The following is a 23,123-nucleotide window of genomic DNA, read 5'->3' as shown; positions in this document are numbered from 1 at the left end:
AATAAAAATGTTCGGGTTTTTCCAGTGTATCCATGAAATAAAAACGGATACATGTTATAATAAAAATAGCTCTTTAATGGAGGTGTTTGAGTGGAAAATCTGAAGAAAATGGCAGGTATCAAGGCTGCTGAGTTTGTCAAGGATGGCATGGTAGTTGGACTCGGTACGGGATCAACTGCCTACTATTTCGTAGAAGAAATCGGTCGTCGGATTAAGGAAGAAGGTTTGCAGATTACTGCTGTGACAACTTCCAGTGTGACTAGTAAACAGGCTGAAGGTCTTAACATCCCGCTCAAGTCAATTGATCAAGTGGATTTTGTCGATGTGATGGTTGACGGGGCGGATGAAGTAGATAGTCAGTTTAACGGAATCAAAGGTGGTGGTGGTGCCCTTCTGATGGAGAAGGTTGTCGCAACGCCCTCAAAAGAATACATTTGGGTAGTTGACGAAAGCAAACTGGTAGAGAAACTAGGTGCTTTTAAATTGCCAGTAGAAGTGGTTCAGTATGGCGCAGAACAGGTCTTTCGTCGGTTTGAGCGAGCTGGCTACAAACCAAGTTTCCGTGAAAAAGACGGCCAACGTTTTGTGACTGATATGCAGAACTTTATCATAGACCTAGCCTTGGATGTCATCGAGAATCCAATTGCCTTCGGGCAAGAATTGGACCATGTCGTTGGTGTCGTTGAGCATGGCTTGTTCAACCAAATGGTGGATAAGGTCATCGTTGCTGGACGAGACGGGGTTCAGATTTTAACTTCAACAAAAGCAAGATAACTAAAATAATAAGGAGACAGACTATGTCAAAATTTAATCGTATTCACTTGGTGGTACTGGATTCTGTGGGAATCGGTGCTGCGCCAGATGCCAATAACTTTGTCAATGCAGGGGTTCCAGACGGAGCTTCTGACACACTGGGACACATTTCAAAAACAGTTGGTTTGAATGTGCCAAACATGGCCAAAATCGGTCTAGGAAATATTCCTCGCGAAACGCCGCTTAAGACTGTACCAGCTGAAAGCAATCCAACAGGTTATGCAACAAAATTGGAAGAAGTTTCCCTTGGTAAGGATACCATGACTGGTCACTGGGAAATCATGGGACTCAACATTACGGAACCTTTCGATACTTTCTGGAACGGATTCCCAGAAGAAATCCTGACAAAAATCGAAGAATTTTCAGGACGTAAGGTCATTCGTGAAGCCAACAAACCTTACTCAGGTACGGCTGTTATCGATGATTTCGGACCACGTCAAATGGAAACTGGAGAGTTGATTATCTATACTTCAGCTGACCCTGTTTTGCAGATTGCTGCCCACGAAGACATCATTCCTTTGGATGAATTGTACCGTATCTGTGAATACGCTCGTTCAATTACACTTGAACGTCCTGCCCTTCTAGGCCGTATCATTGCTCGTCCGTATGTTGGTGAACCAGGTAACTTCACTCGTACGGCAAATCGTCGAGACTTAGCTGTTTCTCCATTTGCCCCAACTGTTTTGGATAAATTGAACGAAGCTGGCATCGATACGTACGCTGTTGGTAAAATCAACGATATCTTTAACGGTGCGGGTATCAACCATGATATGGGACACAATAAGTCAAATAGCCACGGAATTGATACACTGTTGAAGACCATGGGCCTTGCTGAGTTTGAAAAAGGATTCTCCTTCACAAACTTGGTTGACTTTGATGCCCTTTATGGACACCGTCGCAATGCTCATGGCTACCGTGATTGCTTGCATGAGTTTGATGAACGCTTGCCTGAAATTATCGCAGCCATGAGAGAGAATGATCTTTTTTTGATTACTGCTGACCATGGAAATGACCCAACCTATGCAGGAACAGACCACACTCGTGAATATATTCCACTTTTAGCTTACAGTCCTGCCTTTAAAGGAAACGGTTTGATTCCAGTTGGACATTTTGCAGATATCTCAGCGACAGTTGCGGATAACTTTGGTGTGGAAACTGCCATGATTGGGGAAAGTTTCTTAGATAAATTGGTATAAGATGACGCGATATGCTTTACTTGTTCGGGGCATTAATGTAGGTGGGAAAAATAAAGTTGTCATGGCGCAACTTCGTCAAGAACTGACAGAGTTGGGATTGGAGAAGGTTGAGACCTACATCAACAGTGGCAATATTTTCTTTACTTCGACAGACTCCAAAGCCCGATTGGTTGAAAAGTTAGAGGCTTTCTTTGAAGTCCATTATCCATTTATTCAGAGCTTTTCCTTGTTGAGTCTTGAGGACTTTGAAGAGGAACTTGAAAATCTGCCTGAATGGTGGACCAAAGATTTGGCACGAAAGGATGTGCTCTTCTACACGGAGAGCTTGGATGTGGATCAAGTGATCGAGAAAGTGAACAGTTTAGAACTGGAAGATGAAGTCGTTTATTTTGGAAGACTTGGGATTTTCTGGGGGAAATTCACTGAGGAATCCTATTATGCAACAGCCTATCATAAATACTTACTCAAGATGCCTTTTTATCGCAACATCACCATTCGCAATGGAAAAACTTTTGACAAAATCGGTCAAATGCTAAAAAATAATAAAGGAGACAGACAATGACATTTTTAGATAAGATCCAAGAAACAGCTGCTTTTCTGAAAGATAAAGGAATCCAAGCGCCTGAGTTCGGTTTAATCCTTGGATCAGGACTTGGAGAATTGGCAGAAGAAATCGAAAATCCAGTTGTAGTAGACTATGCAGATATTCCAAACTGGGGCCGCTCTACAGTAGTTGGTCACGCTGGGAAATTGGTATATGGAGAACTTGCAGGTCGCAAGGTCTTGGCTCTTCAAGGTCGTTTCCATTTCTACGAGGGAAATCCTCTTGAAGTCGTGACTTTCCCAGTACGTGTGATGAAAGTTCTCGGATGTGAAGGTGTCATTGTAACCAATGCAGCTGGCGGTATTGGCTATGGTCCTGGTACTTTGATGGCTATTTCAGACCATATCAATATGACGGGGCAGAACCCATTGATGGGTGAAAACTTGGATGATTTTGGTCCACGTTTCCCGGATATGTCTAAAGCCTACACACCAGAATACCGTGCTACTGCCCATGAAGAAGCTAAAAAACTCGGTATCAAGCTTGATGAAGGTGTCTATATCGGTGTAACCGGTCCGACTTATGAAACACCTGCAGAAATTCGTGCTTATAAGACATTGGGAGCAGATGCAGTTGGTATGTCCACTGTTCCTGAAGTTATTGTGGCAGCCCACTCTGGCTTGAAAGTTCTCGGTATTTCATGTATTACTAACCATGCAGCTGGTTTCCAAGAAGAACTCAACCACGAGGAAGTTGTAGAAGTGACTGAACGTGTCAAAGGCGACTTCAAAGGTTTGGTTAAAGCGATTCTTGCTGAATTGTAATCATGTTAATAGAATTGAGGAGTATTTTTCGAAAAATCCCTTATAATTTTAGATTATTCATAGCAGTAATTCTGCAAGGAATAGTTTCGGGTTTATCTGGTATATTTCTCCATTATCTTTTAGAGATGGCGGAGGGGCTAGCTTTTGGTCATTCAGAGCATTATAATGGATTTTTGACAGATGGAGTTTCCTCCTCACGGATAGGACTAAGTTTAATAATCGTGGGTCTTAGCTCGTCCTTAGTCTGGTACTTCTTGCAAAAAAGGTCGAAGATTTATTCCATCAAAGCTCAGATGAAGGATGAGACTTCACAATACAAGCTTCATTTTTTAAAACAGCTATTTCATTCAATTTGGCAGATTATTGCAGTTGGAGGGGGAGCACCTATTGGCAAAGAAGCTGCACCACGAGAGATTGGAGCCCTATTTGCAGGTCCAATTGGAAAAATATGTATACTGTCTATGAAGGATCGAATCTTTCTCCTTGCTTGTGGTGCTGGTGCTGGTTTAGCAGCTGTCTATCAGGTTTCATTAACAAGTGTTTTCTTCGTTTTTGAGACTCTAGGAATTACTTTATCTATCAAGCGATTTGTCTTAGTCGGTTTGACTACCTATGTGTCTACCTATATAGCAGGCTTGGTTATTTCAGATCATGCTCTTTACCAGCTTCCAGCTATCACATGGTCATTAAAGGAAGTGTGGATTGTCCCTTTATTACTTCTTTTCTTAACTCTCCTAGCTTGGCTTTTTGGTCGCTTAAGTAAAAAAGTGTCTTCAAACAAGATAAAAGATCAACGAATACTTCTCACTTTGCCCTCAGCTTTTCTGTTTCTTGTTGGTCTGGCAAGTTACTTTCCACATCTACTTGGCAATGGACGCATGATAGCTCAGGAAATTTTAAATGGTAGCGATGGTAAAACAGTGCTTCTCATGTTTTTCCTAAAAGCAGTGGTCGTTCTTATTATCCTTTGGGCAGGGGCCTATGGTGGTACTCTTACGCCATCTTTTGCCTTGGGGATGGCTGGAGCTGCTCTCTTAGCCATGATTCTAGGTTTGGACAGCCAGTCAAGCATTTTGCTTTTGGGATCGGTTTGCTTTTTATCAGTGACCTTGAGGGCTCCCTGGTCTGCAACTGGATTAGTAATTGGTTTCACTGGGTTAGGTTTAGATTCTCTTCCGTATCTCTTAGTAACGGCTTTCCTAGCTTATGGTTTTGCAAAAGTGTTAGACCGCTTTCCTTGGGCTAGTATACTGTGTAAGATGTCAAAGAATAAAGTAGTTAGGTAGGAAATACCCGTTTCTTCTAATCAAGGATTTATCTTAAAGGATTAAAAAACTATTGTCAGTTTATCAATAACTGTTTGAAATAAAAATGAACTAGGCTCGTCGGAGTCATGATTGAATACGATTTTTCCTAGCTATGAAATATAAAAATAAATAAAGAAAGGTAGAGCAAGGTGTTCTAATTTGAACACGAGCGGAAAACTTGGAAAATAGATAATCTGACTGAGAAATCAGGATTTCTCGTTAGATTCCTAATTTTCAGTCGTTTTCTTCTCGCTCTTTGTATCATAAATTATGTCTATCCATATTGCTGCTAAGCAGGGTGAAATTGCTGATAAAATTCTTCTTCCGGGGGATCCTCTTCGTGCTAAGTTTATTGCGGAAAATTTCCTTGAAGATGCTGTTTGTTTTAACGAAGTGCGTAACATGTTTGGTTACACTGGTACTTATAAGGGTCACCGTGTATCTGTCATGGGAACTGGGATGGGGATGCCGTCCATTTCAATTTATGCGCGTGAGTTGATTGTGGACTACGGTGTGAAAAAATTGATCCGTGTCGGAACTGCTGGTTCCTTGAATGAGGATGTTCACGTTCGTGAATTGGTCTTGGCGCAAGCAGCTGCGACTAACTCAAACATCATCCGAAACGACTGGCCACAGTATGATTTTCCACAAATCGCTAGCTTTGATTTACTAGATAAGGCCTACCATATCGCCAAAGAACTCGGTATGACTACCCACGTTGGGAACGTTTTGTCGTCAGATGTCTTTTACTCAAACTACTTTGAAAAGAACATCGAGCTTGGTAAATGGGGAGTTAAGGCTGTGGAAATGGAAGCAGCAGCTCTTTACTATCTTGCTGCCCAACACCACGTTGATGCACTTGCTATCATGACCATTTCTGATAGCTTGGTCAATCCAGATGAAGACACTACTGCAGAAGAACGCCAAAATACCTTCACCGATATGATGAAGGTTGGATTGGAAACCTTGATTGCAGAGTAATCTGAGAATAGATTTTCAATTACATTAGTTACAAGAACTGTTGTAAGTGATTTATTTTCAATATCTTAGAAATGATAAAGAAAGAGTTGAAAATCCAACTATTGATTTTCAACTTTTTTAGAACACAGCTTAAGGAGAAATGTGATGGATAAAATTGAACAATTACAAGATTTGATAGATCAAAGCCAACGGATTGTTTTCTTTGGAGGGGCAGGAGTGTCAACCGAGTCTAATATCCCAGATTTTCGTAGTTCAGATGGTGTTTATAGTCATCAGTTAGGCCGTCATTTTACGGCAGAGCAACTCGTTTCGCGGACCATGTTTGAGCGCTATCCAGAAGATTTTTTTGACTTTTATAAGAAATACCTGATTTATCCAGAAGCCAAGCCTAATGCTGCTCATACTTATCTAGCTGCTTTGGAAAAAACAGGCAAGCTAAAGGCTGTTGTGACACAAAATATTGATAGTCTTCATGAAATGGCTGGCTCCCAAAAGGTCTTTAAATTGCATGGGAGCGCGGACCGAAATTACTGCCTAGGTTGTCAACGTTTCTATGACTTAACTGCTTTTCTGGCCCTTGAGGGACTTGTTCCCCACTGCTTAGACTGTGGCAAGGTGGTCAAGCCTGACGTGACCTTGTATGAAGAATCACTTGACATGGATGTTTTTAGTCAAGCTGCACAAGCTATTCGGCAAGCAGACTTGCTGATTATTGGTGGGACTTCCTTAGTTGTTTATCCTGCAGCTAGCCTAGTAAACTATTTTTCTGGGACAAATCTGGTCGTTATCAATAAAACCAGTACTCCACAAGACAGCCAAGCTACATTGGTCATTGAAGGCAAGATAGGAGAAGTATTTTCGAAATTGAGACAATAAAAGAATTTTAGAAGATAGCAACAAAACCTTGTTACTTGAAAGAGAAAACTATCTCATTTATTGACCACAATCTCGCTCTTTAAGAGTTACTAAAAACTGGCTGAGAAAATCAAAACACATTCACTGATATGATGAAGGTTAGCTTGGAAACCTTGATAGCAGAGTAAAATGTAAAAGAAAATCCTGATTTCAAGTGGAATCAGGATTTTTTCATAGATGCGATTTTTTCTGGGTCTGGTGTAACTCGGAGGGTCTTTTGTCCTGTGTAGGTTACAAAACCGGGTTTGCCACCAGTTGGTTTGTTGAGTTTTTTGACTTCTATCATATCAACCTGCACCAGATTTGACAGACGTCCCTTGGAGAAGTAGGCAGCTAGCTCCGCTGCATCTGTCTTAACTTCGTCAGAAGGATTGAGATTGCCTGAGATGACGACGTGGCTTCCTGGAATGTCTTTGGCATGAAACCAAAGTTCTTCCTTGCGAGCCATTTTAAAGGTTAGTTCTTCATTTTGCAAGTTGTTTCGTCCGACATAGATGATGGTCTTGCCATCGCTCGCCAGATACTGTTCTGGTTTTTTGCGTTTCTGGATTTTTTCGCGTTGGCGTCTTCTAATAAAGCCAGTTTGGATCAATTCTTCACGGATTTCAGCGATTTCTTCCAGTCCAGCTTGGTTGAGGACGGTCTCGACACTTTCTAGATAAAGAATAGTTGCCTTGGTTTCTTCAATCAGCTCAGTCAGGTATTTGACAGCTTCTTTGAGTTTCTGGTAACGTTTAAAGTAGCGTTGGGCATTCTGACTGGGAGTCAAGGCCTTATCAAGAGCAATGGTGATAGGTTGATTGGTGTAGTAGTTTTCTAGGATAACCTGGTCTTGGTCATTCGGAACTTGGTGGAGGAAGGTCGTCAACAATTCTCCTTTTTGGCGAAATTCCTCAGCATTGTCTGTCGCCAGTAATTCTTTTTCTTGTTTTTTCAGCTTGTGACGATTTTTCTGAAGTTCATTTTCAACACGACGAATCAGTTCGCTAGCTTGCTGTTTGACACGGTCCCGTTCAGCCTTGTCCTTATAGTAGGTGTCCAGCAAGTCAGAAAGACTGGTAAAAGGCTCTCCCACCTGATTTGCAAAAGGAACTGGACTGAAGGAAGTCTCAGTCAAGAATGGCTTGGTTTCTTGACCGAAAAAGTTACGGAAAGTGGATAGTTTGTCACTAACCAATAAACTTTCCAGTTCGTTTGCCGTATCTCGTCCTAGACCTTGAAAGAGACTTTGAAGATTTTTGGCTGTTAGCTCTTGGGTCTGCAGGATTTCAAAGAGCTTTTCATCCTTGACAGTAAAAGGATTGAGCGATTCTGTACTTGGTGGAGCGATATAGGTCGACCCAGGAAGCAGGGTGCGGTAGCTATTTTGTGAAAAGCCAACGTGTTTGATAACTTCGAGGATTTTATGTCTACTTTTATCCACGAGGAGAATATTGCTGTGTTTGCCCATAATCTCGATAATCAGTGTAGCCTGGATATGATCTCCAATTTCGTTTTTATTGGAAACCGTGATTTCCACAATACGGTCATTTTCGACTTGCTCAATCGACTCAATCAGAGCACCCTGCAAATACTTTCTCAAAACCATGATAAAAGTAGAAGGTTGGGCTGGATTTTCAAAGGTTGTTTGGGTCAGCTGGATGCGACCAAAAACGGGATGAGCAGAAAGGAGCAGGCGATGACTTTGGCGATTGCTGCGGATTTGCAAGATCAACTCTTGTTCAAAAGGCTGATTGATTTTCTGAATGCGACCGTTCACTAACTCGCTTCGCAATTCCTCAACCATGTGGTGTAAAAAAAATCCGTCAAATGACATCGTTCTCTCCTTGTGTTTGTATTCCATAGTATTATATCAAAAAGGTAGAATAAAATCATGGAAATATGGTATAATAAAGCCAAGTAAAGAGAATCGAGAAGTACATGTATATTGAAATGGTAGATGAAACTGGTCAAGTTTCACAAGAAATCTTGCAACAAACCCAAGAAATCTTGGAATTTGCGGCCCAAAAAATAGGAAAAGAAGACAAGGAGATGGCAGTTACTTTTGTGACCAATGAGCGTAGCCACGAACTCAACCTTGAGTACCGTGATACGGATCGTCCGACAGATGTCATTAGCCTTGAATATAAACCGGAATTGGACATCTCCTTTGATGAGGAAGATCTGCTTGAAAACCCTGAATTAGCAGAGATGATGTCTGAGTTTGATGCCTATATTGGGGAACTGTTCATCTCTATCGATAAGGCTCATGAGCAGGCTGAGGAATACGGTCATAGCTTTGAGCGTGAGATGGGCTTCTTGGCAGTACACGGCTTTTTACATATCAACGGCTACGATCACTACACTCCGGAAGAAGAAGCGGAGATGTTCGGTTTACAAGAAGAAATTTTAACAGCCTATGGACTCACAAGACAATAAACGAAAATGGAAAAATCGTGACCTGATATCCAGTTTAGAATTTGCCCTGACAGGCATTCTGACTGCCATCAAGGAAGAACGCAATATGCGAAAACATGCAGTGACGGCTCTAGTGGTTATCCTTGCAGGTTTTGTTTTTCAGGTGTCACGGATTGAATGGCTCTTTCTCCTGATGAGCATTTTCTTGGTAGTAGCTTTTGAGATTATTAACTCTGCTATCGAAAATGTGGTGGATTTAGCCAGTCATTATCACTTTTCTATGTTGGCAAAGAAAGCCAAGGACATGGCAGCTGGTGCCGTGCTTGTGGTCTCACTTTTTGCCGCTTTGACAGGTGCGCTTATCTTTCTCCCACGCATTTGGGATATACTATTTTAAACACTAAGAGGAAATTATGACATTTAAATCAGGCTTTGTAGCCATTTTAGGACGTCCCAATGTTGGGAAGTCGACTTTTTTGAATCATGTCATGGGGCAAAAGATTGCCATTATGAGTGACAAGGCGCAAACAACGCGCAATAAAATCATGGGGATTTACACCACGGATAAGGAACAAATCGTTTTTATCGACACACCTGGAATTCACAAGCCTAAGACAGCCCTTGGAGATTTCATGGTGGAATCAGCCTACAGCACCCTTCGTGAAGTAGATACTGTACTCTTCATGGTGCCAGCTGATGAGCCACGTGGTAAGGGTGACGACATGATTATTGAGCGTCTGAAAGCTGCCAAGGTTCCTGTGATTCTGGTGGTGAATAAGATTGACAAGGTTCATCCAGACCAGCTTTTGGCTCAGATTGATGACTTCCGTAACCAGATGGACTTCAAGGAAATCGTTCCTATCTCAGCTCTTCAGGGAAATAACGTTTCTCGACTAATCGATATTTTGAGTGAAAATCTAGAGGAAGGTTTCCAGTATTTCCCAGCTGATCAAATCACAGATCATCCTGAGCGTTTCTTGGTTTCAGAGATGATTCGTGAGAAAGTCTTGCACCTAACGCGTGAAGAAATCCCTCACTCAGTTGCCGTAGTGGTTGACTCTATGAAGCGTGATGAAGAGACAGACAAGGTCCATATCCGAGCAACCATCATGGTCGAGCGCGATAGCCAAAAAGGGATTGTCATCGGAAAAGGTGGCGCTATGCTCAAGAAAATTGGGACCATGGCCCGTCGTGATATCGAACTCATGCTAGGGGATAAGGTTTTCCTAGAAACTTGGGTCAAGGTCAAGAAAAACTGGCGTGATAAAAAGCTAGATTTGGCAGACTTTGGCTATAATGAAAAAGAATACTAAGTAGAGGTGGGCTCATGCCTGCTTCTTGTTTTTACAGAAGGAGGATTTATGCCTGAATTACCTGAGGTTGAAACCGTTCGACGTGGCTTAGAAAAATTGATTTTGGGAAAGAAGATTTCTAATATAGAGATTGCTTATCCTAAGATGATCAAGACAGATTTGGACGAGTTTCGAAAGGAAGTGCCTGGCCAAGTAATTGAGTCCATGGGGCGTCGTGGGAAATATCTACTTTTTTACCTGACAAACAAGGTCTTGATTTCCCATCTGCGGATGGAGGGCAAGTATTTTTACTATCCAGACCAGATCCCTGAACGCAAGCATGCCCATGTCTTCTTCCAGTTTGAAGATGGAGGTACGCTAGTTTATGAAGATGTACGCAAGTTTGGTACCATGGAACTGCTAGCGCCTGCCCTTTTGGACGCCTACTTTGTTTCTAAAAAACTAGGCCCTGAACCAATCGAGCAGGACTTTGATTTGCAGTCCTTCCAAGCTGCCCTAGCCAAATCTAAGAAGCCTATCAAATCCCACCTCCTAGACCAAACCTTGGTCGCTGGTCTTGGCAATATCTATGTGGATGAGGTTCTCTGGCGAGCTCAGGTCCATCCAGCTAGAGCTTCCCAAACTTTGACAGCAGAGGAAGCGTCAGCTATTCATGACCAGACCATTGCTGTTTTGGGTCAGGCTGTTGAAAAAGGGGGTTCAACTATTCGAACCTATACCAATGCATTTGGGGAAGATGGAACCATGCAGGACTTCCATCAGGTCTATGATAAGACTGGTCAAGCATGTTCATGCTGTGGCACCATCATTGAGAAATTCCAGCTCGGTGGAAGGGGAACTCATTTTTGTCCTCAGTGTCAAAGGAGGGACTGATGGGAAAAATCATTGGAATCACAGGAGGAATTGCCTCTGGGAAGTCAACTGTGACAAATTTCCTAAGAGAGCAAGGCTTTCAAGTGGTAGATGCTGACCGACTTGTCCACCAGCTACAAAGACATGGTGGGCGTCTATATCAGGTCTTAGTTCAGCATTTTGGACAGGAAATTATCTTAGAAAATGGAGAACTCAATCGCCCTCTCCTAGCTAGTCTCATCTTTTCAAACCCTGAAGAGCGGGAATGGTCTAAGCAAACCCAAGGAGAGATTATTCGTGAGGAACTGGCTGCACTAAGAGAACAGTTGGCTCAGACAGAAGCGATTTTTTTCATGGATATTCCTCTGCTTTTTGAGCAGAACTATGCCAACTGGTTTGATGAAACGTGGCTGGTCTATGTGGACCATGATATCCAATTAGAACGTTTTATGAAACGGGATCATCTTTCTAAGGAAGTAGCTGAGTCCCGTCTGGCAGCCCAGTGGTCTTTAGAAGAAAAGAAAAAATTGGCGAGTCATATATTAGATAATAATGGCAGTCGTGACCAGCTTGTGGGGCAAGTAGTGAAGTTACTTGAAGGAGGCGATAGCTGTGCAAGAGATTAGTTGGAAAGATAATCTTCGTGTCGCCTGGTTTGGTAGTTTTCTAACGGGAGCCAGTATTTCCTTAGTCGTCCCTTTTATGCCTATCTTTGTAGAGCAGTTGGGAATAGAGCGGGATCAAGTTGCTTTCTATGCTGGATTAGCCATCTCAGTTTCAGCTGTTTCCGCAGCTTTAGTTTCTCCGATCTGGGGCATTCTTGCCGACAAGTACGGTCGAAAACCCATGATGATTCGAGCAGGCCTTGCCATGACCATCACCATGGGAGGTTTGGCCTTCGTGCCGAATATCTATTGGCTAATCTTTCTTAGATTACTAAATGGTGTATTTACAGGTTTCGTTCCAAATGCGACGGCTTTAATAGCCAGTCAAGTTCCTAAGGATAAGTCTGGCTATGCTTTGGGGACTTTATCAACGGGAGTAGTAGCTGGAACCCTAACGGGCCCCTTTGTTGGGGGCTTAGTTGCTGAAATTTTTGGTATTCGAAATGTTTTTCTGTTGATTGGTGCCTTCTTGTTTTTAGCTGCACTCTTAACCATTTTCTTTATCAAGGAGGATTTTCAGCCAATAGCTAAGGAGAAAGCAATACCAACAAAAGAATTGCTCGGTTCAATCAAGCACTCTCATCTTTTGATTAGTTTATTTTTAACTACCTTTGTCATACAATTTTCAGCTCAATCCATTGGTCCCATTTTGGCTCTCTATGTACGGGACTTAGGGCAGACTGAAAATCTCCTCTTCGTTTCAGGCTTGATTGTATCTAGTATGGGATTTTCTAGTATGATGAGCGCTGGAGTGATGGGAAAGCTTGGTGATAAGCTAGGGAATCATCGACTTCTGATTCTGGCTCAGATGTATTCAGTAATCATCTACCTTCTTTGTGCCAGTGCGACCAGTCCTCTTGAACTCGGTTTGTATCGTTTTCTCTTTGGTTTAGGAACGGGCGCTCTGATACCAGGTATCAATGCCTTGCTTAGTAAAATGACTCCCAAAGCTGGCATTTCAAGGATTTTTGCCTTTAACCAAGTCTTTTTCTACCTTGGAGGTGTTGTTGGCCCTATGACTGGTTCAGCAGTCGCGGGGCAATATGGCTACCACTCTGTTTTTTATGCGACGGCTGCTTGTGTGGCTTTCAGTTGCTTATGTAACTTAGTTCAATTTAGATCATTATTAAAAGTAAAGGAAATCTCGTGCGAGTAAAAATCAATCTTAAATGCTCCTCTTGTGGTAGCATGAATTATCTAACCAGTAAGAACTCAAAAACCCATCCAGACAAGATTGAAGTTCTAAAATATTGTCCAAAGGAAAGAAAAGTAACTTTACATCTTGAATCTAAGTAGAATTTATGGTAAAATAATAGGGATTTTAAGGAGTTTGATATGTATAACCTATTATTAACCATTTTATTAGTATTATCTGTTGTGATTGTAATTGCGATTTTCATGCAACCAACTAAGAACCAATCCAGCAATGTATTTGATGCCAGCTCAGGTGATTTGTTTGAACGTAGTAAAGCGCGTGGTTTTGAAGCTGTGATGCAACGTTTGACAGGTATTTTAGTCTTTTTCTGGCTAGCCATTGCCTTAGCATTGACGGTATTATCAAGTAGATAAGAAATGGGCGAGACTAGGTCTTAGCCTATTTTTATTTTTATACTCTTCAAAAATCAAATTCAAACCACGTCAGCGTCGTCTTGTCGTACTCCAGTACTGCCTGCGCCTAGCTTTCTAGTTTGCTCTTTGATTTTTATTGAGTATTAAATGATGTTTGAGAAGGTCTTACAGTTAAAGAAAATTAAAAAATCTAGAAAGAAAACATGAAAGATAAAATTAAAGAATATTTGCAAGAGAAGGGGCGAGTGACGGTAAATGATCTAGCTCAGGCTCTCGGAAAGGATGGATCCAAGGATTTCCGTGAGTTGATTAAAACCCTGTCTCTGATGGAAAGAAAGCACCAGATTCGATTTGGAGAAGATGGAAGCCTTACCTTGGACCAGAAGAAGAAACATGAAATCACCCTCAAAGGGGTTTTTCATGCCCATAAAAATGGCTTTGGCTTTGTCAGTCTGGAAGGCGAAGAGGACGACCTTTTTGTAGGGAAAAACGATGTCAACTACGCTATTGATGGCGATACCGTTGAAGTGGTCATCAAGAAAGTTGCTGACCGCAACAAGGGAACAGCTGCCGAAGCTAAAATTATTGATATCTTAGAACACAGCCTGACGACAGTTGTAGGCCAAATCGTTCTGGATCAGGAAAAACCTAAGTATGCTGGCTACATTCGTTCAAAGAATCAGAAAATCAGCCAACCGATTTATGTGAAGAAACCAGCCCTCAAACTTGAAGGGACAGAGGTTCTCAAGGTCTTTATCGACAAATACCCAAGTAGAAAACACGATTTCTTTGTCGCATCTGTACTGGATGTAGTAGGACACTCTACTGATGCGGGAATTGATGTCCTTGAAGTCTTGGAGTCCATGGATATTGTCTCAGAATTTCCAGAGGCTGTTCTCAAAGAGGCAGAGAAAGTACCGGATGCGCCATCTCAACAGGATATGGAAGGGCGTCTTGATTTAAGAGATGAGCTTACTTTTACCATTGACGGCGCGGATGCCAAGGACTTGGACGATGCAGTTCACATCAAGCCTTTGAAAAATGGCAATATGGAACTCGGAGTTCACATCGCGGATGTTTCCTACTATGTGACTGAGGGCTCTGCCCTTGACAAGGAAGCCCTTAACCGCGCGACTTCTGTCTATGTAACAGATCGAGTGGTTCCAATGCTTCCAGAGCGTCTGTCAAATGGTATCTGCTCGCTCAATCCTCAAGTCGATCGCTTGACCCAGTCTGCCATTATGGAAATTGATAAACACGGTCGTGTGGTTAATTACACCATTACCCAAACAGTTATCAAGACTAGTTTCCGTATGACCTATAGCGCTGTCAATGACATCCTAGCTGGCGATGAGGAAAAGAGACAAGAGTTTAAGAAAATTGTTCCTAGTATCAAGTTAATGGCCAAGCTTCATGAAAGTCTAGAAAGCATGCGTGAGAAACGTGGTGCCCTGAATTTTGATACCAGCGAAGCTAAGATTTTGGTGGATAAAAAAGGCAAGCCTGTGGATATTGTCCTCCGTCAACGCGGCGTTGCTGAGCGGATGATTGAGTCCTTCATGTTGATAGCCAACGAAACGGTTGCCGAGCACTATAGCAAACTGGACCTACCTTTTATCTATCGGATTCACGAGGAGCCCAAGGCTGAAAAAGTTCAGAAGTTTATTGATTACGCTTCAAGTTTTGGATTACGAATCTATGGAACTGCTAGTGAGATTAGTCAAGAAGCCCTTCAAGACATCATGCGTGCTACTGAAGGCGAGCCATATGCGGATGTGTTATCAATGATGCTTCTCCGTTCCATGCAACAAGCTCGCTATTCTGAGCACAATCACGGACACTATGGACTAGCGGCAGACTATTACACTCACTTTACCAGCCCCATTCGCCGTTATCCTGACCTCCTTGTTCACCGCATGATTCGGGACTATGGACGTTCTAAGGAAATAGCAGAGCATTTTGAACAAGTGATTCCAGAGATTGCGACCCAGTCTTCCAACCGTGAGCGTCGTGCCATCGAGGCTGAGCGTGAAGTAGAAGCCATGAAAAAGGCTGAGTACATGGAAGAATACGTGGGTGAAGAATATGATGCGGTTGTATCCAGCATTGTCAAGTTCGGTCTCTTTGTCGAATTGCCAAATACAGTCGAAGGTTTGATTCACATCACCAATTTGCCTGAATTTTATCATTTCAATGAGCGGGATTTGACTCTTCGTGGGGAGAAATCAGGCATTACCTTCCGTGTAGGACAGCAGATACGTATTCGCGTAGAAAGAGCGGATAAAATGACAGGTGAGATTGATTTCTCTTATATTCCAAGTGAGTTTGATGTCATCGAAAAAGGCTTGAAACAAGCTGGTCGCAGAGACAGGGGTCGTGGTTCAAGTCGTCGTTCGGATAAGAAGGAAGACAAGAAGAGACAAGGTCGTTTTGATGATAAGCGCAAATCGTCTTCTAAAGACAAGAAAAAGGGTAAGAAACCATTTTACAAAGAAGTAGCTAAGAAAGGAGCCAAGCATGGCAAAGGGCGAGGGAAAGGTCGTCGCACAAAATAAAAAGGCGCACCACGACTATACAATCGTAGATACGCTAGAGGCAGGAATGGTCCTGACCGGAACTGAAATCAAGAGCGTTCGAGCTGCTCGAATCAATCTCAAGGACGGCTTTGCCCAAGTAAAAAATGGGGAAGTCTGGTTGAGCAACGTTCATATCGCCCCTTACGAAGAGGGCAATATCTGGAACCAGGAACCTGAACGCCGTCGCAAACTCTTGCTCCATAAGAAGCAAATTCAAAAATTGGAACAAGAGACCAAAGGGACAGGAATGACCCTTGTTCCCCTCAAAGTCTATCTCAAAGATGGCTATGCCAAGCTTCTTTTAGGACTTGCCAAAGGGAAACATGACTATGACAAACGGGAGTCGATCAAGCGACGTGAACAAAACCGCGATATTGCGCGTGTGATGAAAGCTGTTAACCAGCGTTAAGAAGAGGAAGTAAAATGGAAAAATTAATTGCCTATAAACGGATGCCCTTGTGGAATAAACAGACCATGCCTGAAGCTGTTCAGCAAAAGCACAATACTAAAGTCGGCACTTGGGGAAAAATTACTGTCTTGAAGGGGGCACTCAAGTTTATTGAGTTGACTGAAGATGGTGAGGTTCTAGCTGAGCACCTTTTTGAGGCAGGAGCTGACAATCCTATGGCACAACCGCAAGCCTGGCACCGAGTAGAGGCTGCAACAGACGATGTAGAGTGGTACTTGGAATTTTATTGTAAACCTGAGGATTATTTCCCTAAGAAATACCAGACCAATCCAGTCCATTCAGAGGTCCTAGAAGCTATGCAAACGGTGAAACCAGGAAGAGCCTTGGATTTGGGTTGTGGTCAAGGCCGTAACTCTCTCTTTCTTGCACAGAATGGTTTTGATGTGACAGCTATTGATCAAAATGAACTATCCCTTGAAATCTTGCAAAGCATCGTAGAGCAAGAGGATCTAGACATGCCTGTCGGACTTTATGATATCAATTCAGCCAGCATTGGGCAAGCCTATGATTTCATCGTATCGACAGTTGTTCTGATGTTCCTACAAGCGGACCGCATTCCAGCTATTATCCAAAATATGCAGGAGCACACCACGGTCGGTGGCTATAACCTTATCGTCTGTGCCATGGATACAGAGGATTATCCTTGCTCAGTGAACTTCCCATTCACCTTTAAAGAAGGGGAATTGGCTGACTACTACAAGGATTGGGAGTTGGTCAAGTACAATGAAAATCCAGGACATCTGCACCGTCGTGATGAAAACGGCAATCGCATTCAACTACGTTTTGCGACCATGCTAGCTAAAAAAGTAAAATAAACATACATGAAGGTCGGGAAAAAAGAAGGGGTATCAAATAGAAAAATTGCTTCTTTACTTGGAAAAGAGCTCTTTAAACTGTCCATACTGAAATCAAACGTGAGACAGTCCTATTGATTTCAAATAAAAGCGCTGAGTCTGTCAATCAGGCTCTAAAATTCATCTTAAAACAGCATTAAATTCTTTCCATCACGACAGATAATTGAACAGGATTCAACCACTTGTCTAATGTGTTTTCTAAGGAGCATATCTATTATCCACACCCCTATGCTTCTTGGTTAAGGGGAACTAATGAAGATCACAACAGGCTCATTCGTAGATGGTTACCCAAAGGAACTAATAAAGCGACTCCTAAAGAAGTCGCCTTCCTCGAAAATTGGATCAACAACTATTCTAAAAAATGCTTGTACTACAAGTCGCTCAGAGAAATTCTTCTTAATGGCTAACTTGAACTGAACAATTTGATTTGTTCTTAAATTGCTGACAAAAAATGAAAGCGCTTGACAAAATGGTTGTATTGGTTGTAAAATATGAATGATGTGAGAAGTTTTGTTTTAAATATACGGAACTGAAATGTCGATATAAAAGGAGATGAATATGAAACAAAAATATAAGTTAAATGTAGATGAACGTAGAAGAAGGTTTAGTCTCAGAAGAGTTTCAGGAATTGGGGTAGTGTCTGCTGTGATTGGGATTATTGGCTTTTCTTCACTTCCTATTGAAACAGTTTCAGCTACTGAAACAGATATTACAGTAAACTATAAATATGCCACTATGGATGAACTGACAGAAATAGAGAAAAAGCTCATTGTAAATGAGTTACCAAAGGATCTTGTAGATGGTTCAGATCTGTTTGTTATCTATCGTAAAGATACTGCAAAAAATACTTTACCAAATACTGGAAGTAATTTATTTCCCTTGGCTTCTATTATTGGAACAGGTCTACTGTTAGTTGCTTATATCATAAAAAAAACTGGTAATTCAGATAAGAAGATTGTTAAGAGTATTTTGTCAATCTCTTTGGTTGGAGGAGCTTTGACTGTGACAACTGTATCTGCTTTGACAGTTATTACTTTATCTAACTATAACCATACCGAAACGATAGCAGTAGGCTCAACGCTTCCAGATGGTAAAGTTAATATATCTGGTTATCAGTTTGTAGGTTACATTGATGGTAAAGTTCTAGTTATGAATCCAACTACACCTGCAACTTCACTTCCAGCAAAGGAAAATAAAATTCAGGATACTATTGTTCCAACGGATAATCCTGAGCAAGTTGCTATCAATGATGGTAGTAGTGGTAAAGTGGAGCCTATTAAACCAATAACGCCACCAAAAGAAGACGAACCAGTTAAGCCTGTAGACCCTAAAGTTATTGATAAAATTATCAAAGTGGATGACTCTGGGAACACTTTAGAAGATGTTACTGGTTATACAAAAGTTAGTACGAGCCAACCTGTTGAAACACGAGAAGTTCAGGATGGTCATTTAGTTATCATTCGAACTGTAACTGAAGTTTATGAGAAAGATACTGTATCAGAAGAAAATACAACTACGGATCTTCTTAAGGGAACAAACGTTGTTGTCCCATCTACATTAGTAGAAATATTGTCTGAGGAAGTTGTTGAAGATGAGACGCAAGTTACAACTACTCCAACTGCTAATTCAACCTCAGTTAAGCCAACAGTTGAAAAAAATTCGGAAATTGAAAATACAGAAACAGCACCTTCAACAGAATCATCAGTAAGAGAGGATAAAAAAGAAGATATTCCAGCTTCAGTTGAGGCTTCAAGCTCTAGCTTAGGAAGTATTACAGAGTCCACAATAGTTAAAGCCAAAAAAGTTATTCGTACTATACGCTCTACAGAAGACATTTCATTCAAGGTGGTTATCAAGAAGGATAACTCTTTATCTGAAGGTGAGAGCAAGATAGAAGCAGAAGGAAAACTTGGTAAGAAAATATCTACTCAAAAGGTTACTTTGATGAATGAAGTTGAAACTGAAAGGGAAATAATTTCAGAAACAATAGAAGAACCTCAAAATAAAGTTATCCTGATTGGAACTAAGAAAACAGTAACGAAATCTACTGCGAATGAAGTAGTTCCAAATGCAAGCTTAGATGTAGCGCCTACCACTGAAATCAAAGAAATAACACCGAAAACTACTTTTTCAGCTGACTATACAGTCGAGGTTACTGAATCTGAAAATAAAACAGTCGTCACTGACCGTGAAAAAATTCGTGAGTTGGTAAAAAATAGAACACCGTTTCTAAATCTTGCTTCACCAGATGGAGAAAAGTTGATTCAGATCAAGACGATAGAAGTCTATGATAATACAATTCTTGAAGGTCAGCGACAATTACGAGATATTCAAGCTAGTTATGTGACGGTAAATGTTAAGAAAAAAAGGGTTCTAAGTAACAAAGAACAACAAACGGAATTAGTAATTCGCAAAGATATACCATTAATTACTAAAGTTTATCATATAGGTGCCCCCAAAAAAGGGTTGTCTAGGAAAAATGTAGTTGTTTCAGGACACGCATACGATAGTAACAATAATGCACTTGAAGAAAGATCTATATCGGTTTATAAAGACAATAAATTAATTACTGAAGTTAATACTGATTTTGATGGCTATATGTTTGCTCATTTAATCTCTAATCAATCTTACACTTTGAAATCTAATAACTTCGAAGCTAAAGTTACAGCTCTACCTTATGGTGATCCGATAATTGAAAATATAAAGGGTCGTTTTGAATTAGGGAGAAAGTATTCAGATGATATGGTGGACTATCATCTAAAAAGCAAGGTAATTTACGTTAATGACGGTCGATATCAGAGCGAAAGTGACGATGGGAAAAAATTAGTATTGTCTAAAGAAATTGATGCCAGAGTAGGTGATATTCTTGTGGTCCCACCATCTAAGATTTATGAAACTTCAAAAGCTATCAAAATCAAATCAATTATCACTATTAATAATCAATCAGTTATTGAATATAGTGTTCCATCATTGTACGAGGTTGTACAAAATATCAACACAAAAGCTTGGTCATCTAATATTAGTAGTGCTACTTTTATTCCAGCTAAAGGAGTCACTGTAAAAAAAGCATCAAATACAGATACAAGTCTATTTAGAAGTGTATCTCTTGAAGGATCTTTTTCATCATCAGTCTCATTGACTGGTAAGAGAAATGATGATAAAAGCATCAAAGGAATGCTATCATTTAATATTGAAGGTAAGGTTTGGTCAGATGCTGTTGATTTAAATTTCTTGTCTCCTAAACTAGATTTTATGAATTTTGATATCAATAAAGAATTCAAATTTACCACAGAAGGTTCTTTAGAATTTAGTACATCAAAAGATATAAAAAGTCTAGAGATTCCGTTAGGAGAATTGATTTTACCTACACCGATTACGGGAGCGACTGTACATATCCCTATAAGTCTTAAAACAACTGTTGAAGGGAGTTTAAGTGTTTCAGTATCAAGCACATATTCAATTCAAAACTCAATCAAATTGAAAAATTGGGTGCCCGAATTTAAGCGTACTGTAAATCATACAATGGAAGTGGGAGAAGTAAAAGCTAAAGCTACAGTCCAAAGTGGTCCAGAAATAAAAGTAAAACCCAAAATATTTGGAATAGATACAGTTTCTCTTTCTGCTACTGCTGGGTTAGGAATAGAATCTTCGTATTCGAATACAAGCCATTCAGTTGAGGATAAAACAGAGGATAAGAAAAATCTAATTACTGGAAAAAATGATAAACTTATTACATCAACTATTTCTATAAATGATAAAAAAATTTCTATCGAAGAGTTTGGTTATCTAACCTTAAAGGCTGAATTAGAAATTTTGAAGCAAGCTAAAGATCTGGGATTCAATCTCGAAGGATTCAAGGAATTAAATTTTGAATTAACCGTATTTGATGGTAAATTAATACATAAAAAATATGAGCTTGATTTAGGAAATGATGTTAAGGTTGAACTAGTTCGCAATCCAGAAGTATTATTTGAAAAATTAACTAAACCATTCATCTTTACTAGTGGTGCAGGAGGGTGGTACACAGGAATGTCTATTTCCAAAGATGGTAGTATCAAAGGAACTTACCTTGATATGAATCGTGGAATTACTGGTTCAAATCATCCAAATGGTCAAATGTATCTTTCTAAATTTACAGGTAAATTTAAAAATCTAGTTAAAGTTAATGACTATGAATACAAGATGACTTTAACTGATTTGGATTATCCTAAGGTGGGAGAAACAAAGATTGTTAATGGTGTGAAAATTGATACAACTGAACCTTATGGAATAGCAGATGGGAAATCCCCAGGAAAAGAGTTCATTCTTTATTTACCAGGTCGTCCAGTTAAAGATTTACCAGAAGAAGTTGGTAGTTGGATTTATGATTTCAAAAAACGTATGCCAGAGAAATTAACGCGAGCAGTAATTTTTAATAAAGATAAAGGCTGGGCATTTGAAGAAAGCAATCAGCCGATAAGTAAAGTGCCTGTTGAGGATGAATTTGCTATTAAAGAAATTATTAACAATGGTTACGCTTATCAATTTTCTAAACTGGTAAAATCTAAACCTGTTATGAACGCTTATTCTTTGTATGTGCGTCAGTTTAACCCAGGTGAACTAATAGATTATTACAATACATATAAAGGTGATAAAACCTATCAACTGGAAGATGTTATTAAGGCTTTATTACCCACGCCTGCTAAAAAACTAAGTGTACCTTTGAAGTATTATACCGAGAAACAATGGCGTAAATTAGCTAATGATAAAAAATCTTGGGTAGAATGGTTTTATTCACAAGCAGATAAAGCTTTCTATGAAGTTGCTACAAATGGGAGAGGAGGATATGCCCCTCCGTTGCACATTGAACCAAGTAACAGATGGGTAGTGTCTGATAATGGTATTGAAGTAAAAACTTATCTTAATGATGGGGTGAATACACCTTATCAGAAATACCTATTAAAGAAAAATAATAAGAAGTATGATGGTGGAATAAATAAAACTCCATACTATATCTCTAGGGTTACCAGATTATAAGTCTCTTTTCTACCATTTTTCAAATCTATCAAGGCTTTAAAAAATAATGAGATAAGACAGTAACTATTCAAGGTTGCTGTCTTATTTTAATGCTTGTTTGAATATAAAAAATTTCATATTTTACGAATAGATGATATAGAAGGATTGACAGATATACGCATTATGAGTATAATTAAAACTAGAAAGGTGACTATAAATGCCCATTACAGGTAAGGAAATGGTAAAATTAGCTCTTGCAAATGGATGGATTGAAGTTCGTAAGAGGGGAAGTCATCATCATTTTAAGAAAGAAGGAGTTCCCTATCTTGTCACTATTCCAGTCCATGGTAATGATGATCTGGGAAGAGGTTTAGAGAGAAAGATATTAAAGGATTTGGGCCTGTAGTAGATTTGGAACAATGGAGGTGTGTTATGCTAAAGTCTTATCCAGCTATTTTTCATAGAGAAGGCACTAGATATTGGGTTGAATTTCCCGAATTTGGAGGCGGGACTGAGGGAGCAACGATTGAACTTGCCATGAAAAATGCTCATGAAATGCTCGAAAGTGTCTTAGCTTCTTATATTGACGAGGGACTAGCCCTACCTAAACCCAGTGATATTTTTCAGTTGCAAGCTCCTGATGGTTTTGTAACTTTGATTCAAGTAAATCCTCTGCCTTTTGTAAAAAATAATAAGGCGATTCGGAAGAATGTTACAGTTCCAGAGTGGTTGGTCAGATTAGCAGATCGAGAGAAAGTGAACTATTCTGAAGTGTTGACGCAAGCTTTAGAAAGTCGCTTGCAGCTGTAAGCTCATAAAATGATGAAGGTTGGGAATAACCCAGCCTTTTTCT

The 23,123-nt window shown here is 40.3% G+C and carries 22 protein-coding genes and 1 pseudogene; 22 read left to right on the top strand and 1 reads right to left on the bottom strand.

Translation table 11 applies throughout. The features are described 5' to 3' along the window. Positions 1–90: 90 nt before the first annotated feature. The 7 genes from rpiA to ADI74_RS00290 all read left to right on the top strand — a co-directional run bounded on the left by rpiA (position 91) and on the right by ADI74_RS00290 (position 6,541). On the top strand, positions 91–774 hold the full coding sequence (rpiA, locus tag ADI74_RS00320) for a ribose-5-phosphate isomerase RpiA (protein ID WP_049536281.1): 684 nt from the start codon (positions 91–93) through the stop codon (positions 772–774). Between the two features lie 23 nt (positions 775–797). Continuing rightward, complete coding sequence (locus ADI74_RS00315; protein WP_049536280.1) at positions 798–2,009, top strand: phosphopentomutase; 1,212 nt, start codon at positions 798–800, stop codon at positions 2,007–2,009. A 1-nt stretch (position 2,010) separates the two neighbouring features. Further along, positions 2,011–2,571 carry a DUF1697 domain-containing protein gene (locus ADI74_RS00310; protein ID WP_049536278.1) on the top strand — a complete coding sequence of 187 codons (561 nt, stop codon included), beginning with the start codon at positions 2,011–2,013 and terminating at the stop codon, positions 2,569–2,571. Then, positions 2,568–3,377 (top strand): purine-nucleoside phosphorylase, encoded by an 810-nt coding sequence (locus ADI74_RS00305; RefSeq protein WP_049536277.1) that lies wholly within the window; start codon positions 2,568–2,570, stop codon positions 3,375–3,377. Before ADI74_RS00310 ends, ADI74_RS00305 begins: the two co-directional genes overlap by 4 nt. 2 nt (positions 3,378–3,379) lie before the next feature. After that, complete coding sequence (locus ADI74_RS00300) at positions 3,380–4,663, top strand: chloride channel protein (RefSeq protein ID WP_049536276.1); 1,284 nt, start codon at positions 3,380–3,382, stop codon at positions 4,661–4,663. 291 nt (positions 4,664–4,954) lie between these two features. After that, positions 4,955–5,665, top strand: a complete 711-nt coding sequence (deoD, locus tag ADI74_RS00295) for a purine-nucleoside phosphorylase (protein ID WP_000022080.1) — start codon at positions 4,955–4,957, stop codon at positions 5,663–5,665. Between the two features lie 144 nt (positions 5,666–5,809). After that, complete coding sequence (locus tag ADI74_RS00290) at positions 5,810–6,541, top strand: NAD-dependent protein deacylase (protein WP_049536275.1); 732 nt, start codon at positions 5,810–5,812, stop codon at positions 6,539–6,541. A 199-nt stretch (positions 6,542–6,740) separates the two neighbouring features. On the opposite strand, the gene pavA is transcribed toward ADI74_RS00290, so the two are convergent. Next, positions 6,741–8,396 carry an Rqc2 family fibronectin-binding protein PavA gene (gene pavA / locus ADI74_RS00285; protein ID WP_049536273.1) on the bottom strand — a complete coding sequence of 552 codons (1,656 nt, stop codon included), beginning with the start codon at positions 8,394–8,396 and terminating at the stop codon, positions 6,741–6,743. 104 nt (positions 8,397–8,500) lie between these two features. On the opposite strand from pavA, the gene ybeY reads away from it, so the two are divergent. The 15 genes and pseudogenes from ybeY to ADI74_RS00210 all read left to right on the top strand — a co-directional run bounded on the left by ybeY (position 8,501) and on the right by ADI74_RS00210 (position 23,080). Beyond that, positions 8,501–8,998 (top strand): rRNA maturation RNase YbeY, encoded by a 498-nt coding sequence (ybeY, locus tag ADI74_RS00280; protein WP_000275172.1) that lies wholly within the window; start codon positions 8,501–8,503, stop codon positions 8,996–8,998. Beyond that, entirely contained in the window at positions 8,979–9,374 is a 396-nt protein-coding gene (locus ADI74_RS00275; protein ID WP_049536271.1) for a diacylglycerol kinase family protein, read from the top strand. The genes ybeY and ADI74_RS00275 overlap by 20 nt, the downstream gene beginning before the upstream one ends. 16 nt (positions 9,375–9,390) lie before the next feature. Next, positions 9,391–10,290, top strand: a complete 900-nt coding sequence (gene era / locus ADI74_RS00270; RefSeq protein ID WP_049536269.1) for a GTPase Era — start codon at positions 9,391–9,393, stop codon at positions 10,288–10,290. A 48-nt stretch (positions 10,291–10,338) separates the two neighbouring features. Next, complete coding sequence (gene mutM / locus ADI74_RS00265; RefSeq protein ID WP_049536267.1) at positions 10,339–11,163, top strand: DNA-formamidopyrimidine glycosylase; 825 nt, start codon at positions 10,339–10,341, stop codon at positions 11,161–11,163. Then, complete coding sequence (coaE, locus tag ADI74_RS00260; RefSeq protein WP_049536264.1) at positions 11,163–11,768, top strand: dephospho-CoA kinase; 606 nt, start codon at positions 11,163–11,165, stop codon at positions 11,766–11,768. Before mutM ends, coaE begins: the two co-directional genes overlap by 1 nt. Then, positions 11,755–12,963 carry a multidrug efflux MFS transporter gene (locus ADI74_RS00255; RefSeq protein ID WP_049536263.1) on the top strand — a complete coding sequence of 403 codons (1,209 nt, stop codon included), beginning with the start codon at positions 11,755–11,757 and terminating at the stop codon, positions 12,961–12,963. Before coaE ends, ADI74_RS00255 begins: the two co-directional genes overlap by 14 nt. Beyond that, positions 12,954–13,103, top strand: a complete 150-nt coding sequence (gene rpmG / locus ADI74_RS00250) for a 50S ribosomal protein L33 (RefSeq protein ID WP_007519517.1) — start codon at positions 12,954–12,956, stop codon at positions 13,101–13,103. Before ADI74_RS00255 ends, rpmG begins: the two co-directional genes overlap by 10 nt. 39 nt (positions 13,104–13,142) lie before the next feature. Then, positions 13,143–13,376, top strand: coding sequence for a preprotein translocase subunit SecG (gene secG, locus ADI74_RS00245; RefSeq protein ID WP_000282517.1), 234 nt, complete (start codon positions 13,143–13,145; stop codon positions 13,374–13,376). Between the two features lie 203 nt (positions 13,377–13,579). Next, on the top strand, positions 13,580–15,931 hold the full coding sequence (gene rnr, locus ADI74_RS00240) for a ribonuclease R (RefSeq protein WP_049536262.1): 2,352 nt from the start codon (positions 13,580–13,582) through the stop codon (positions 15,929–15,931). Next, complete coding sequence (gene smpB / locus ADI74_RS00235; RefSeq protein WP_001051743.1) at positions 15,894–16,361, top strand: SsrA-binding protein SmpB; 468 nt, start codon at positions 15,894–15,896, stop codon at positions 16,359–16,361. Before rnr ends, smpB begins: the two co-directional genes overlap by 38 nt. 14 nt (positions 16,362–16,375) lie before the next feature. Continuing rightward, complete coding sequence (tehB, locus tag ADI74_RS00230; RefSeq protein WP_049536260.1) at positions 16,376–17,236, top strand: SAM-dependent methyltransferase TehB; 861 nt, start codon at positions 16,376–16,378, stop codon at positions 17,234–17,236. A gap of 113 nt (positions 17,237–17,349) precedes the next feature. Further along, positions 17,350–17,682, top strand: a pseudogene (locus ADI74_RS11275) (IS30 family transposase); the annotation flags it as partial. 151 nt (positions 17,683–17,833) lie between these two features. After that, a complete protein-coding gene (locus tag ADI74_RS00220) occupies positions 17,834–22,291 on the top strand; it encodes a G5 domain-containing protein (protein WP_049536258.1) in 4,458 nt (1,485 codons plus the stop codon). A gap of 196 nt (positions 22,292–22,487) precedes the next feature. Further along, a complete protein-coding gene (locus tag ADI74_RS00215) occupies positions 22,488–22,676 on the top strand; it encodes a type II toxin-antitoxin system HicA family toxin (RefSeq protein WP_049485252.1) in 189 nt (62 codons plus the stop codon). 26 nt (positions 22,677–22,702) lie between these two features. Then, positions 22,703–23,080, top strand: a complete 378-nt coding sequence (locus ADI74_RS00210; protein ID WP_049536257.1) for a type II toxin-antitoxin system HicB family antitoxin — start codon at positions 22,703–22,705, stop codon at positions 23,078–23,080. Positions 23,081–23,123 lie beyond the last annotated feature (43 nt).

Source organism: Streptococcus pseudopneumoniae (assembly GCF_001074565.1).
Classification (GTDB): domain Bacteria; phylum Bacillota; class Bacilli; order Lactobacillales; family Streptococcaceae; genus Streptococcus; species Streptococcus pseudopneumoniae_J.
Note: the sequence above shows the minus strand (reverse complement) of the source record. Positions and strands in the feature narration are given on the sequence as shown.

Excerpts from the sequence above, each read along its gene's own strand:
- smpB (WP_001051743.1), top strand. The coding sequence starts at position 15,894 with ATGGCAAAGGGCGAGGGAAAGGTCGTCGCACAAAATAAAAAGGCGCAC.
- coaE (WP_049536264.1), top strand. The coding sequence starts at position 11,163 with ATGGGAAAAATCATTGGAATCACAGGAGGAATTGCCTCTGGGAAGTCA.
- era (WP_049536269.1), top strand. The coding sequence starts at position 9,391 with ATGACATTTAAATCAGGCTTTGTAGCCATTTTAGGACGTCCCAATGTT.
- pavA (WP_049536273.1), bottom strand. The coding sequence starts at position 8,396 with ATGTCATTTGACGGATTTTTTTTACACCACATGGTTGAGGAATTGCGA.
- secG (WP_000282517.1), top strand. The coding sequence starts at position 13,143 with ATGTATAACCTATTATTAACCATTTTATTAGTATTATCTGTTGTGATT.
- ybeY (WP_000275172.1), top strand. The coding sequence starts at position 8,501 with ATGTATATTGAAATGGTAGATGAAACTGGTCAAGTTTCACAAGAAATC.
- deoD (WP_000022080.1), top strand. The coding sequence starts at position 4,955 with ATGTCTATCCATATTGCTGCTAAGCAGGGTGAAATTGCTGATAAAATT.
- tehB (WP_049536260.1), top strand. The coding sequence starts at position 16,376 with ATGGAAAAATTAATTGCCTATAAACGGATGCCCTTGTGGAATAAACAG.
- ADI74_RS00315 (WP_049536280.1), top strand. The coding sequence starts at position 798 with ATGTCAAAATTTAATCGTATTCACTTGGTGGTACTGGATTCTGTGGGA.
- ADI74_RS00305 (WP_049536277.1), top strand. The coding sequence starts at position 2,568 with ATGACATTTTTAGATAAGATCCAAGAAACAGCTGCTTTTCTGAAAGAT.
- ADI74_RS00290 (WP_049536275.1), top strand. The coding sequence starts at position 5,810 with ATGGATAAAATTGAACAATTACAAGATTTGATAGATCAAAGCCAACGG.
- rnr (WP_049536262.1), top strand. The coding sequence starts at position 13,580 with ATGAAAGATAAAATTAAAGAATATTTGCAAGAGAAGGGGCGAGTGACG.
- ADI74_RS00215 (WP_049485252.1), top strand. The coding sequence starts at position 22,488 with ATGCCCATTACAGGTAAGGAAATGGTAAAATTAGCTCTTGCAAATGGA.
- ADI74_RS00220 (WP_049536258.1), top strand. The coding sequence starts at position 17,834 with ATGAAACAAAAATATAAGTTAAATGTAGATGAACGTAGAAGAAGGTTT.
- ADI74_RS00210 (WP_049536257.1), top strand. The coding sequence starts at position 22,703 with ATGCTAAAGTCTTATCCAGCTATTTTTCATAGAGAAGGCACTAGATAT.
- ADI74_RS00300 (WP_049536276.1), top strand. The coding sequence starts at position 3,380 with ATGTTAATAGAATTGAGGAGTATTTTTCGAAAAATCCCTTATAATTTT.
- ADI74_RS00310 (WP_049536278.1), top strand. The coding sequence starts at position 2,011 with ATGACGCGATATGCTTTACTTGTTCGGGGCATTAATGTAGGTGGGAAA.
- mutM (WP_049536267.1), top strand. The coding sequence starts at position 10,339 with ATGCCTGAATTACCTGAGGTTGAAACCGTTCGACGTGGCTTAGAAAAA.
- ADI74_RS00275 (WP_049536271.1), top strand. The coding sequence starts at position 8,979 with ATGGACTCACAAGACAATAAACGAAAATGGAAAAATCGTGACCTGATA.